We start from the raw sequence: 12,128 nt of genomic DNA, 5'->3' as shown, positions 1-12,128 counted from the left end.
AAATAATAATGTAGCTAACTCGAAAGATCTTTAGATCCCGCTGGCTCACTGATTTTGGGATGGGGTTGAACTTAGAACTAAGATCTGATCTGGTCAAGGGTTACAAAAGCCCCTCACAACGCGCTAAAATACTAACTGAAAGTTGGGCGGGTGAAAACCTGTATTGTCTCGCCTGTCCTTCGGAAAATTTACAACCCACACCGGCGGGAAAAAGAGTAATCGATTTTGTTTGTCCCCGTTGTGAAGAATCTACCAGCTGAAGAGCCAGAGCCATCCTTTTGGCCAACGGGTAATGAATTCGGCGTATGACCCCAAAATTAAGGCAATCTACGCGGGGACCATCCCGAACTTATTTCTGCACTATAATCCCAATGCCTTGGTCATTTCCAACCTCTTCGCTGTACCCAAACACTTCATTTCTGAATCAATAATCGAAAAGAGAAAACCCCTTAGCGCTAGGGCAAGAAGACACGGCTGGGTCGGCTCCAACATTTTGTTGGACAACCTGCCTCCAGACGCCAGAATTTTTATAATCGAAAACGGAGTTGAAATACCTAAAATCATCGTGAGAGAAAACTGGAAAAGATTCATCTTTCTGAAGGACCGTCCAGTCCGCTCCCGCGGCTGGCTGTCAGACGTGCTCGCCGGAATAAGAAACCTTAATCGTGAGATTTTCACCTTGGCTGACATCTACGCGTTCGAGGAAAAGCTAGCCAGGCTTCATCCCGCCAACAAAAACGTCCGGCCAAAAATCCGTCAACAGTTGCAGATTCTGCGAGATCAAGGCATAATTGAGTTCCTGGGGAAGGGAATTTACCGGGTCAGGGATTTTCCTCCCGATAGGCCTTCAGGAAGTTAACCCGTCAAGAATACTATTGCCCTGCAAAAATCTGCCGAACTTTAAGCGTGCAGAGCCTCATTTCGCCCTAGCAGAATAAGAAAATAACTAAACAACCTAATTGGCCAAAATTTCCGGAGAATTTTACCGAAGGACTATCAAGGAATAAAGCACTTTATGCACGAATAAAAATTAAAAATTTCGGAGTAAAATTCAATCATTCTTCGTCCATATCATCTTCTGCCTGCCAGCTCTCCTCACAGTCGGGTCAGACGCCCAGCGCCAACATCGACGGCCCCTCAACAGCGCAGTCCTCACAATACCTCCTACCACATTCGCTGCAGTAACACATCTTCTCCTCGGGAAAGTTCCGGCCGCAGACGGAGCATGTCGGCACTTCAGTAAATTATGGATCAAAATCCGTTTAAAGGGCAAGCTGCCCTCAAACAAGGAAACTTCTCAATTTTAACCCGGGCTTGTCCTTATTTTTAAGCACTACCGCCAAAATGTTCTATGATCTTAATGAGAACGGAAATCAGCGTCACCGAACTCCAGTCTGTGCTCGACTGCCCCCTCTGCTTCTGGCTGGCCGAGCGCATCGGTCCGGCACCGGCAATTGTCGCCGGCATAACCAGCCAGATGGACTCGGTGATCAAGGGTTTCATGAAGCAGTTCATCGGAAAATCCAATCTGCCCAACTGGTTTCCGGTCAAGGGCAAATTCTTGGATATCAACAAAACGCTAACGGCGACTGACCCCGCTAGCGGCATCACCTTGAGAGGAAAATTGGACGCCCTGGTGCAGAGTCCGGATAAAGGTTATCACATTATCGACTACAAGACCGGCCGACCCCCGCGAGAGATACCGCGCTACTATCAGATGCAGCTCGACGGCTACGCCTATCTGCTCGAGCACAACGGCTACGGGCCGGTGATGGGTGGTTTCCTTCTCTATTTCACGCCCGAGCCGGGAAATATCTCGGAGAGCTGCTTCCCTTTTAAAATCACGGCGGTCCCGGCGAAAACCGATTCCAGCCGGGTGCTGCCGGTACTGGCCAAGGCAAGGAAAATTTTGGAACTGGAAAGGCCACCTCCACGGAGCGAGGACTGCGAGATGTGTCTCTGGCTGGAACAGGTGGGCAGGGTTCTTTCTGAGTGAGACGATGAAACTAAAGATAAAATCATCGGATCTCAAAAAAATCGAGGCCCATGCGCGGGAGGCCTATCCTTACGAGTGCGTCGGCCTGTTAGTCGGGACTTCGGCAAAGGGGGTGTTTGATGTCAGGGAGGTGGTCAAGGCCAAGAACACGCTCGACTCTCCAGTAGCCTTCGAGGCGGACCCGCAGTTTGTCTATGAAGTCTATAGGGGCGCAGAAAAACGCGGGCTGCAGCTCATCGGCGTTTATCACTCCCATCCCAACCTCCATGCCTACGTCAGCGCCCGGGACGCTGCGTTCATGAAGTTCTGGGGCCACCTAGTGTGGGTAATCATAGGAATGAGCAAGGATGCGATCTCGGAGATAAAGGCGTTTACGATGCAGGAAGGTAAGGTTTGCGACGTTGAGCTAGAGGTTATCGAGACTGGACCTTCCTGACCAGAATCCTCCAGCCTCCTTCAATCTTCTCCACAGCGAGAATCCTGTGCCCGTCCGACTCCAAACTGCGGGGAACATTCTCCACCGCAGGATCATGATCCAAAAATATCTCCAGCACCTGCCCACCATTCAGCTCCTCGAGGGCCAGCTTAGACTTAACGAAGGTGTAGGGGCAGACCTCACCCCGGATGTCGATGGTGCGATCAACCTTCACCTTGGACATCTGATCTCACCCTGCAGGCGGTTCCGTAGTCGACCTGAGATAGGTCTCTGATGAGCGGTCTGTCCCCGCAGGACGGGCATTTTGGATTTCTCTTCAGCTCAAATTGGTCGAACCTCAGGCTAAGCGCGTCGAAGTAGAGAACCCGGCCGATGAGGAGACTACCCACGCCGAGTAGGAATTTGATGGCCTCGGTCGCCTGAATAGTTCCCATGACGCCCGGCACCGTCCCCAGCACTCCGGCCTCCTGACAGGTGGGCACCGCTCCGGGAGGAGGCGCTTCCTTGACGAGGCAACGGTAGCAAGGACCCTTCCGCGGCAGAACGGTCATCGTCATCCCGATGAACCTGAGGACGCCGGCGTGCGAGAACGGCACACCCTTGAGCACGCAGGCATCGTTGACGAGGAACTTGGTCGGAAAATTATCGCTGCCGTCGACCACAAAGTCCCAGCCGCCTATGATGTCGAGGGCGTTTTCCGGAGTAAGGCGCTGTTCAAAGGTGACAACCTCCACCTCAGGGTTCAGCGCGAGAATGGCATTTTTCGCCGAGGCTGCTTTGGGCTTGCCGATGAAACCCTTTGAATGGATGATCTGTCGCTGCAGGTTGCTGAGGTCAACCTTGTCGGAATCGACTATTCCAATCCTGCCCACACCAGCCGCGGCCAAGTACAGGGCAGCTGGGGACCCCAGACCACCGGCGCCGATGATAAGCACCTTGGAATGCATCAGCTTCTTCTGACCCTTTCCGCCAACCTCCTTAAGGATCAGCTGACGGCTGTAGCGCACGAGCTGGTCCTGCGTCAATCCAAAGAAAATTCTTCCACCGGGCTGTTTCGAATCACGGTTGGTCTTCTCCACACAAGACACCAATTACCCATCACGACGGGTATATTTAACCTTCAAGACCAGTTCTCAACTGGCCTTCAGTTTCTGTTCCTCGGCTATCTCTAGAAAGGCCTGAGCAACTCTCTCCACCTTTTCCCGCGGAAGCCCGTAGGTGTTGAACTTGAAGTGCCTGGTCAGACCGGGCTGGATGCCGACGATGCCACGGCGTCTGAGCTCCTCATAGAGGAAGTAGCCCTTCCGCTTGTGGGTCTGTGAAACCCGGTAAAATCCATCCGACTCCATATGCGTCAGCGTGTGCTCCTTCGGCCTGACACCAATCTGGCGGGTGCCCTCGATCCTCTCCAGCTGTTCGACCAAGTATCTGGTGTTCTCCACCTCTTGGGGCCACCTCTCCACGCGCTCGACCACGTGGGGGAACGAGGCGATCAGGGTCATCAGTGGAGCACCCATCACCGTGCAGCCAAGCAGCGCGTACTCCTTGAAGCTGAACTTCCGCTGGCTCCAATCACCAACTATTCTGGAGCGGGCGAACAGTTTCTCGCCCATCTCCTCTGTCGCGGCTAGAATTCCCGTCGGGGCGCTGGCCGCCCAAGACTTGTGTCCGCTGGAGGTGATGATGTCGGCGCCTAACTTTTTCCCGTCGACATTCATCACTCCGGCGCTGTAGGCGGCATTCAGGATGAAGGGGACGCCATATTCCTTGCAAATTTTTCCGACCACCGCGGCATCATTGAGGTTGCCGTAAAGGTAATCCACATGCGTGAGCAAAACTGCCGCCGGCAACTTCCCTGTCTCCCTCCTGACCTCCTCAATCTTGTCCGCATATGCGTCTAGCTTAAGCCTAAATTCAGGATAACCACCGTGAGGTACCTCCTTTATCCGGAGCCGCGCCAGCTCGGCGGCGGTGTAGGTGGAATAGTGGGCGAGGCTGTCCAAGATCACATAGTCTCCAGGATTGCCGAGCATGGTGAAGGCGATGAACTGCGCCTCGCGGCACCGGGTCACGACACGGGCCACGTCCATTCCCAAAAATTCGGCGAGATCCTGCATGAACTGGGCAATCGGCGGCCGCTGAATCATGTCGAGCCTCGCCGTCTTGGGCGGGCACCAGTCGCAGGTGGAATAACCGTCGGCAAATTCAATGATGGCTCTTCTGGCCTCCGGAGACAGCACGCCGCCGCGCTGAATCGGATGCAAATTGATGAATTTATCCTCGCTGAAATCGCGCTTCAGCTCCCGGTAAATTTCAAGCCGGTCCTTTGGTATCTTGGGCATAATTTATTTTCACCATCCCTCTGATCTACCTGCTCTTCTTTATCATATCAACTCAGCAAATATTAACGTTCACCCATCAGCATTGTTCCTGCTCAGCCAACTTCGTGGAGCCAGGGGCAGGAATTGAACCTGCTTAGGTGGGTCTGCAGCCCACTGCCTAGCCAATCGGCCACCCTGGCCCGCCGGTTCAAGCCAAGCTTTTCCAATTTTCTGTACCGCCCATCGTCCAGCGGTTTTTGATTTTCCATGGAAGCCGTTTCGCTGGTAAACCTTTACCGCTGGTTTTTAAATTATTATAACATCGTTATATTTATAGATTTTGATATCAAAACCGGTGTTGTATAAATGCTCGCCCAACAAAATCAGTGAGGTGATTAAAGTTGAGGAATTATGCCTCGCTGTCCCGGAATTTTAAAGAGGCGTTTCAGATCAATACCAGCCCCGTTGCCATACACATCTCGGAAAGGCCGATCGCAGGCAACAGGCCCTCCGTCCCTTCTCTTTTCTGTGAACTGGTGAGAAAAACCGCCTACACCGGTGAAATCCATGTCATTGGCGCGGACGACCTCAGCAACTTTAGCACACGGGTAATCCTCGGTTACAGGGAGCCTCAATATGTGGATCTTTATCCCCGCGTCAAACCAGCAAAGACGAAGTCCATCGTGGTCGCGCCGCTGGAGAAAATCGAAATCGAACCCGACGTCGTTGTTGTCATAACCGATCCTGCCCATGCCATGCTGGTGGTGCAGGCGCTCACTAAAAGCCTGAAGAAGCCTCTTGAGGCGAGCATGACCTGCCACGGCGGGGCAATTGCTGGAGAGGCCGTGGCCATACCGTTTATGGAGCACAGGCCCAATCTGACGCTCCTCTGCGGTGGCGCTAGGGAACTGGCCGGTTATTCGCCAAACGAGCTGGCGCTAGGTTTGCCCTTTGCCGACTTTTTAAAGCTGGTAGATAGTTTGGCTATACCGGTTTAATCAAGAAGGGTTAGGCCAATGCAGGCTAACTTTTTTCTCACCATCATTTGGTAACTCTTTCTAAATTCAGCTAAACCATCCGAACTTCATCCAACAATCTGTTCAACGTCGCTTCTATAAACCCGGTATTTTTGCAGGGTGGTTAGGAGCTCGCGCGATTCGCCAATGCTTATGAGTTCGGGCAATTTTCCCCAAGCTCCAACATGCTTATCCCTAATTATCAAGCATCCCCTAATTTCCGGTATATTCTTGGCCCTTTCCAAACCCGATTTAATGGATTGCTCAACATCGTCACCGCAGACCGCATTGCCTATCGAGGTCGCGGCGGCGTCGGCCAAGGCGGCGTCATCGGCGACGGCGACGGCCACGTCGGCCCAACCGAAGCTCAGCGAATGCCCCACGGTGCCGGAACTGGCGCATATCCCTATAGGCAGCTCCTCTTTTTTGACCAGAAAACCCAGCTTTCCCGACCCGGCCGCTGCACCTGCAAAAATCCCGACGCGAAATTCCTTGTCGCCAAAGATCGAGATATCACCGCCGTTGTCGACCAGCACATTTTTAGCGCCGGCGGCCAGAGCTGCCTCGGCCGCGACCTGCGAAATCGCCCCAGCAACGGCTGCAAAAGGCCCAACACTAGCCAACTCGCTAGCCAGCAACATCAGCTCGATGACTCGTGGATGGTTTCCTTCCAGTTTCACGGGTTCAAGAGACCAGCGGAACTCAGGACATGTCAGAATCAAACGCTCGATTTCTATGCGGGCCCTGAGCGCGGCGGAAATGGCGGCATCTATTGCCTGATCGAAGTCACACTTTATCCGTAGGTGGGTCTCCTTGAAGGACCACGTCCGTTCAAACGTGAGGACCACCTAGAACTTCGACAGCTCCAGCGCCCTTACCGGGCAGGCCGGTACGCAGAGTTCGCAGTAAACGCATTTGTCCTCATCAAGCAGGACGGTGTTGTCCTTGTCTTGGTAGAGCGCTCCGCTTGGACAGAGGGACAAGCAGGCCCCACAGTCGATGCAGGATTCACGGTCGAGGCGAATCGCGCGTTTGATCTCCTTTACTTCCAAACCCTTCTTTCTGAAGAGTTCAACGGCCCGTTCCACGTCCGGATCCGGAGCCTCGACGGAAATGAGGATTTCTCCGCCCTTTGCCCCGAACTCGGCGTAAAGGATGTTAAGGGCCAAACCTGTTTCCCTGATTACCTCAGACAAAATCGGCTCCTTGACTTTTTCCACCGAATAGTTCAACAAAATTTTTCGCGCCATTCTATCGCCTCAGCAACTTGGATAAATCATCGCTGGTGATTATCCCTTTAAGCTCACCCTTTGATCCGACAACCGGGACTCCTGAGATGCCGTACTTCTCCAGTTTTCTGGCCACTAGCTCTACGGGTTCGTCTTCCCTAGCTGTGATGACCTTCGTCGTCATGATCTCGGAAAGTTTCTTTTTCTTTGTAGCCACGGCCACGGCAATGTCCCAGGATGTCACTATTCCCACGAGCTTCCCTTCATCGTCAACTATGGGTAGATGATCAAACCCTCTTTCAGCAATTAACTTGGCTGCGCTGACAATTGTGTCGCTGGGTTTGGCCGTCACCACGGTTTTCACCATTAGATCCTTGGCGAAGGAGACCACAGCCAACTGTTTCATCGGCTTAAATATCCTGTCGGTGGACAATCTCTCAACCGGCTCCGAGAGGAAAAATCTCTTCTCGACAATCCACTTTTTCAAAACGTTGGCAATTTCCCTCGCGCGCTTGAGGCTGCTCAGCGGGCTAACCGGAACATCTCGATCCCCAATCCTTACCTTACCCGATTTCAGTTCGGCATAGGTAACTTCCCTGACCACGGGGCGGTCTCGCCTAGGGACGCCGTAATCGACGATATTGGTCTTAATCTCGTCGTCACCAGTTCCTGCGGTTTTAGCCACGCGTTCATTTATTATCGGAATCGGAATGCCAAGCCCCACGTAGAGGGAGGTCCCATATCTGTTGATACTTGCGCCGCGCAGGTAGCGCGCGTTCATCTCCCTAAGGTTACCAACCGTCATGATCGTGCCTAGAGCCTTGGTGGGGTTGTGCTGGGTGCCTTCCCAGAAAATGTACCCCTGGGCACCGCAAAGAAAGATACGCGTGCCGATTCCGATGGTCTCATAATTGGGATCTTTATTCAGCGGGCTTAGCTCCCCCGCCCCGGAATAGGTAACATTACCGTATCTCGGGAGAAGCGTGCCCATATAGGTGTAAATGGTCTCACTTCTGGAGTTGGTGGCAGCTGTGTACTTCTGATAAGCGTTTCTGGGGTTACAGAGCACCGCCTGATTCAAATCCTCTATGGTAACTTGGGTCTCGATTTGGGTCCGCGGGTAGCAGTCGGTGCCGTAAGCGGTGGCCCTAACCTCGACCTCTTTTCCTCGGACTAAATCCTCAATGACATGACCACCGCCGTAGTCCATGCCTTTGGTCTCACTCAGCTGCGTGGCCCCGATGTAGGCATCAACGGCAGCGACGCCCGTGTAGGCCTCAACATCGTTTATCCAGACGCGCTGCATTTTTATCGGCGGGTCGGAGTGGCCGAAGTTCAACCAAGCGCCTGAACTGCACATGGCCCCGAAGGTACCTGTAGTGACAACATCGACCTCCTTGGCGGCATCGATGGGTCCCTTTTCCCTAACGATCTCAACCATCTCCTCGGCGGTCACTACAACGGCACCACCACGCTTGATTTTTTCGTTTATTTCCGCCACCGATTTTCTGACCACCGTTTTCTCCAGATTCATCACCTTAAATTGAAAGAAATTAATAATTACTGGTATTTATATCTTTCTGTTAGATAATTACTACTAGGAATAATAGAGCAGCGGCCGAGCAGAGGGCATGAGTTCTTGCTCTTTTACCGCTCACTTTGAGTCAGGTGAATAATCTGCACGGGACATGATTCCTCAGCGCTTCTAGCACAACCCTCCAAATCAGGGGGGATTATTCCTTCACTGAGGTGGTTTCCCACTCGATACTGCTTAACTATCTGGCTGTGACCGTCTTCTTGGTTTTGCTCGAACACATCCGGACAAGAGATCCAACATGCACCACAACCAATGCAGCTATCCCGATCCACGCGAACCGCTAATGCTGACATCAACCGTCACCATTCAATTCTTCTATCCCAATAATTTTACCCTTTCCTGCCGCCAATTCCACCGGAGAAAGCTCATCTCGAAACAAGCCATCAAATTTTAGTTTAAATCACCAGAACTTGAAACGCACGGCTAAAAATCAACGGCTCGGGTTGCACGCCAATTGACCTACAGTTGGAGGCATCCGTCTGAACTCCGATGTTGCAAAGTGTTAATATAGCTGAAATGAAATTTGATATTGGGGTATAACATGGTGGAGAAAAAAACTGTGGTTAAAATCTATACCACTCCGACCTGTCCCTACTGTACTATGGCCAAAAATTTCCTGCGAGAACACGGCGTTGAATTTATCGAGAAAAACGTCGCTAGCGACAGAGCCGCTGCGGTGGAAATGGTGGAGAAATCAGGTCAAATGGGTGTACCGGTGCTGGATATCAACGGAGAAATAATCGTCGGGTTCAACCGAGAGGCGATTAGAAGGATGCTTAAACTCTAACCTTTTAAAATCAATTGATGCTCCACAGGCCGATGTCATTTAATGGATATAAGATTGGTAGCACAAACTTATCTTTTCCATCGCGTAGCGTAACGTTCAATGGCACCGAAAATAACTAAATCGAAAACAACGTAGATGGCTATCAAAAGTATTGCATAGCTGTATACATAAACAAACATTCCCATACCGTAGTAATAAAGGAGCTGTAGGCCCGCACCAACTGTTGTACCTATCAATTCCGCGATTATGATCAACTTCACGCCTACTCCGAAAGCCGATCTTGCCGAACCGATGATGTAGGGAAACAGGTAGGGCAAAAAGACCCGCCTGATTTTCTTCCATCTGCTGAATCCAAAAACATCGGCCATTTCATCGTAGCGCACGTCCCTGCTTTTGATACCCTCGGTAATGCTAAAAGCCACTATTGGAAAAGTGGTTATCATGGCGACGAAAATCACCGACCACGTTGTTACCCCAAACAAGATAAAAGCTAAAAAAGCCCAGATTGTCGCTGGGATTGTTAAAACAAAGCCCACAAAGGATCCCAGCAAGGCTTCAACCGTCTTAAACCTCCCCATAGCCATTCCAAGAAACAAGCCAATTAAAACTGAAAGCGCAAAGGCAGATCCTATGCGATAAAGAGTGGTAAAGAAGTGAGTTCCAATTTTTTCAATTTCAAGCATATAACTCAAAATAGTGTGAGGTGGTGGCACCACTGGGTTCAAAAAAGAAAGTAGGTACCATACTGCCACCACGATGGCCAGCCCGATTAACAACCTCTTAAAAATTTCTGTACCTTTAAGCTTTGGAGGCATCGGCAAGCATCCTCGTGGCCTTTTTTAAGACCGAGAAAAATGCTTCTGAAGTTTTGTTGCGGGGACGTCTGAGATTGACCTTAATTTCACCGAAGTTTCTCCCCGGCGCTCCTGTCATTACGATTATTCTGTCGCCCAAACAAACGGCCTCGCTTATATCATGCGTTATGAAGATAATGGTCTTCTTGGTTTCCCGCCATATCCTTTCGAGTTCAATTCTCAGATGTTCTGCGGTTATCTCGTCCAAACTACTAAATGGTTCATCCATAAGAAGCAAATCGGGATCTATTGCCAACGCCCTAGCTATTGAAATACGTTGTCTCATACCACCGGATAGCTCCAAAGGATACTTATGTTTGGCGCCCTTCAAACGCACCAAATCCAATACCTTTTCAATTCTCTTCCTTTTTTCTTCAGGGTCGGTATAAAACTGTTCCACAGCCAGCTCAATATTTTTTTCTGCCGTGTACCAAGGGAGTAACCGGTCCTCTTGAAACACGGCCGCTATTTTTGGTTTTTTAAGTCCGCCCTCAAATTTTATTGACCCCCCGTCGATACTTTTTATCCCCGATATACACCCTAATAATGTGGACTTACCACATCCGGATTGTCCTATAACACAAACCAGCTCGCCTTTTTTTATCTCTAAGGAAAAATTGGATAACGCTGTAACATTACCGTATTTCTTCGTTAAATTTTTCACTTCGAGATAGTACATACTAATATGCTATTTTTTTCCGTTTAAGGTTTTCCTTCAAATTTTTGACCTGACAGGGCCAATTATCTTCGGGGCTGGACTGAGGAGGGGGGTCAGGAGTGAAGCGAATTGAAGTGTCCAGACTGTGGTTCGGAGCGGGTGAAGAAGGCGGGCAAGTACAAAGGCAAGTACAGAACCAGCCAGGGATACCGGTGCAAGGACTGCAATCGGTATTTCGTCGAGCGCGACGGCTTCGAGGGCAAGCACTACCCTAAGGAAGTGATCGTGCAGGCACTGCACCTGTACGTGGAGGGGCTGTCGCTCAGCAAGATCAGGGACTTCCTCTGGCAGCACTTCGGGTATCGGCCAAGCGACCACGCGATGCTCAGCTGGGTGAAGGAGTACTCGGAGCTCATCGAGCGGTTCGAGCGCAAGCAGAAGCCTGAGATCAAGGGGCGCATGCACGTGGATGAGGTCTTCGTCGAGGTCCGCGGGCGCAGGCACTGCGTCATACACACGGTCGACTCCCGGACGGGCTACTGCCCGGAGGCCGTGCTGTCGGAGAGGAGGGACCTTGAAGCCTACGACGGGTTCTTCGCGCGCCTGAAAAAGCGCCTCGGGGGCCAGATACGCGGGGTTTTCGAGCGCGAGCGCGAAAAGCCGCCCAAGGAACGAAGGCTCGTGACCTTCGTCAGCGACAAGTGGGGCGCGATCAAGTGCGCCTTCAACCGATATTTCTACCGGATAGCAAGGCTCGTGCACGGCGTGCCGATTGCGTGCAAACAGTTCGGCCTTCGGTTCAACAACAACCCGATCGAGCGCCGAAACGGAGACCTCAAGCAGCGGTACAAGGTCATGCGCAGCTTCAAGAGCTTCCGCTCGGCCCAAGCTTTCGTCCGCCTTTACCGGGCGATAGTGAACTTCGTGCGCCACGGAAACAGGGAAACTCCAGCCCACCGGGCCGGCGTTTGGCCGGGGCTGGGCAGGGACAGGCTCGCGGACTTGATCTCCATCGCCGCACGGTAAGCGCCAGCGATAGCACAGAGCTGCCCGCCAGCCCTAGCTGTGAGTATCTCACGAGGCTTGTCCTACCCCTCAGACGAGTTTTTGGGGTACAGAAATCGGGGGTCTACTTCTCACGACGGTCGTGAGGTGAGGGGCTCTTTCAACGTGAAAATCTCGGCGAAGTCAAAATTTCGAAGGAGATCCGCCTGACCCTTTTCCATTTTAATCC

16 protein-coding genes, 1 tRNA gene and 1 pseudogene are annotated in these 12,128 nt (G+C 51.8%); 7 read left to right on the top strand and 11 right to left on the bottom strand.

The window, feature by feature from the left end; translation table 11 throughout:
* Window positions 1-59: 59 nt before the first annotated feature.
* Window positions 60-544 (top strand): annotated as a pseudogene (locus ACP5PX_RS00780) (DpnI domain-containing protein); the annotation flags it as partial.
* A gap of 21 nt (window positions 545-565) precedes the next feature.
* Window positions 566-859 (top strand): Dam-replacing domain protein, encoded by a 294-nt coding sequence (locus ACP5PX_RS00775; RefSeq protein WP_428083198.1) that lies wholly within the window; start codon window positions 566-568, stop codon window positions 857-859.
* Between the two features lie 247 nt (window positions 860-1,106).
* On the opposite strand, the gene ACP5PX_RS00770 is transcribed toward ACP5PX_RS00775, so the two are convergent.
* Window positions 1,107-1,235, bottom strand: coding sequence for a hypothetical protein (locus ACP5PX_RS00770; RefSeq protein ID WP_428083002.1), 129 nt, complete (start codon window positions 1,233-1,235; stop codon window positions 1,107-1,109).
* A gap of 116 nt (window positions 1,236-1,351) precedes the next feature.
* Between ACP5PX_RS00770 and ACP5PX_RS00765 the strand changes: the two genes are divergently transcribed.
* On the top strand, window positions 1,352-1,996 hold the full coding sequence (locus ACP5PX_RS00765) for a PD-(D/E)XK nuclease family protein (RefSeq protein ID WP_428083000.1): 645 nt from the start codon (window positions 1,352-1,354) through the stop codon (window positions 1,994-1,996).
* A 4-nt stretch (window positions 1,997-2,000) separates the two neighbouring features.
* Window positions 2,001-2,432, top strand: a complete 432-nt coding sequence (locus ACP5PX_RS00760; protein ID WP_428082998.1) for a Mov34/MPN/PAD-1 family protein — start codon at window positions 2,001-2,003, stop codon at window positions 2,430-2,432.
* Here ACP5PX_RS00760 and ACP5PX_RS00755 read toward each other — a convergent pair.
* The 4 genes from ACP5PX_RS00755 to ACP5PX_RS00740 all read right to left on the bottom strand — a co-directional run bounded on the left by ACP5PX_RS00755 (window position 2,410) and on the right by ACP5PX_RS00740 (window position 4,953).
* On the bottom strand, window positions 2,410-2,655 hold the full coding sequence (locus tag ACP5PX_RS00755) for a sulfurtransferase TusA family protein (protein WP_428082995.1): 246 nt from the start codon (window positions 2,653-2,655) through the stop codon (window positions 2,410-2,412). The two genes, ACP5PX_RS00760 and ACP5PX_RS00755, sit on opposite strands and share 23 nt — an antisense overlap.
* Entirely contained in the window at window positions 2,636-3,511 is an 876-nt protein-coding gene (locus tag ACP5PX_RS00750; protein WP_428082993.1) for a HesA/MoeB/ThiF family protein, read from the bottom strand. Before ACP5PX_RS00750 ends, ACP5PX_RS00755 begins: the two co-directional genes overlap by 20 nt.
* 54 nt (window positions 3,512-3,565) lie before the next feature.
* The gene (gene pscS, locus ACP5PX_RS00745; RefSeq protein WP_428082991.1) at window positions 3,566-4,774 is read right to left on the bottom strand and encodes an O-phospho-L-seryl-tRNA:Cys-tRNA synthase; all 1,209 of its coding nucleotides are present in this window, start codon (window positions 4,772-4,774) and stop codon (window positions 3,566-3,568) included.
* Window positions 4,775-4,879: 105 nt separating this feature from the next.
* Window positions 4,880-4,953, bottom strand: a tRNA-Cys gene (locus ACP5PX_RS00740).
* Window positions 4,954-5,154: 201 nt separating this feature from the next.
* Between ACP5PX_RS00740 and ACP5PX_RS00735 the strand changes: the two genes are divergently transcribed.
* Entirely contained in the window at window positions 5,155-5,751 is a 597-nt protein-coding gene (locus tag ACP5PX_RS00735) for a DUF169 domain-containing protein (protein ID WP_428082989.1), read from the top strand.
* 86 nt (window positions 5,752-5,837) lie between these two features.
* On the opposite strand, the gene ACP5PX_RS00730 is transcribed toward ACP5PX_RS00735, so the two are convergent.
* The 4 genes from ACP5PX_RS00730 to ACP5PX_RS00715 all read right to left on the bottom strand — a co-directional run bounded on the left by ACP5PX_RS00730 (window position 5,838) and on the right by ACP5PX_RS00715 (window position 8,888).
* Window positions 5,838-6,617 carry a UPF0280 family protein gene (locus ACP5PX_RS00730; protein ID WP_428082987.1) on the bottom strand — a complete coding sequence of 260 codons (780 nt, stop codon included), beginning with the start codon at window positions 6,615-6,617 and terminating at the stop codon, window positions 5,838-5,840.
* Entirely contained in the window at window positions 6,618-7,019 is a 402-nt protein-coding gene (locus tag ACP5PX_RS00725) for a 4Fe-4S binding protein (protein ID WP_428082985.1), read from the bottom strand.
* Window position 7,020: 1 nt separating this feature from the next.
* On the bottom strand, window positions 7,021-8,532 hold the full coding sequence (locus ACP5PX_RS00720; protein ID WP_428082984.1) for a homocysteine biosynthesis protein: 1,512 nt from the start codon (window positions 8,530-8,532) through the stop codon (window positions 7,021-7,023).
* A gap of 113 nt (window positions 8,533-8,645) precedes the next feature.
* A complete protein-coding gene (locus ACP5PX_RS00715) occupies window positions 8,646-8,888 on the bottom strand; it encodes a ferredoxin (protein WP_428082982.1) in 243 nt (80 codons plus the stop codon).
* Window positions 8,889-9,136: 248 nt separating this feature from the next.
* On the opposite strand from ACP5PX_RS00715, the gene ACP5PX_RS00710 reads away from it, so the two are divergent.
* Window positions 9,137-9,382 carry a glutaredoxin family protein gene (locus tag ACP5PX_RS00710; protein ID WP_428082980.1) on the top strand — a complete coding sequence of 82 codons (246 nt, stop codon included), beginning with the start codon at window positions 9,137-9,139 and terminating at the stop codon, window positions 9,380-9,382.
* A 68-nt stretch (window positions 9,383-9,450) separates the two neighbouring features.
* Here ACP5PX_RS00710 and ACP5PX_RS00705 read toward each other — a convergent pair whose 3' ends face one another.
* Both ACP5PX_RS00705 and ACP5PX_RS00700 read right to left on the bottom strand, forming a co-directional pair.
* Entirely contained in the window at window positions 9,451-10,158 is a 708-nt protein-coding gene (locus ACP5PX_RS00705; RefSeq protein WP_428082978.1) for an ABC transporter permease, read from the bottom strand.
* A 22-nt stretch (window positions 10,159-10,180) separates the two neighbouring features.
* Window positions 10,181-10,915, bottom strand: coding sequence for an ABC transporter ATP-binding protein (locus ACP5PX_RS00700; RefSeq protein WP_428082976.1), 735 nt, complete (start codon window positions 10,913-10,915; stop codon window positions 10,181-10,183).
* 108 nt (window positions 10,916-11,023) lie between these two features.
* On the opposite strand from ACP5PX_RS00700, the gene ACP5PX_RS00695 reads away from it, so the two are divergent.
* Window positions 11,024-11,920, top strand: a complete 897-nt coding sequence (locus ACP5PX_RS00695) for a DDE-type integrase/transposase/recombinase (protein WP_428082974.1) — start codon at window positions 11,024-11,026, stop codon at window positions 11,918-11,920.
* Window positions 11,921-12,128 lie beyond the last annotated feature (208 nt).

The organism is Hadarchaeum sp. (SeqCode) (assembly GCF_049969415.1).
In the GTDB taxonomy this organism is placed as follows: Archaea; Hadarchaeota; Hadarchaeia; order Hadarchaeales; family Hadarchaeaceae; genus Hadarchaeum.
This window is presented reverse-complemented; position numbering and strand designations above follow the sequence as displayed.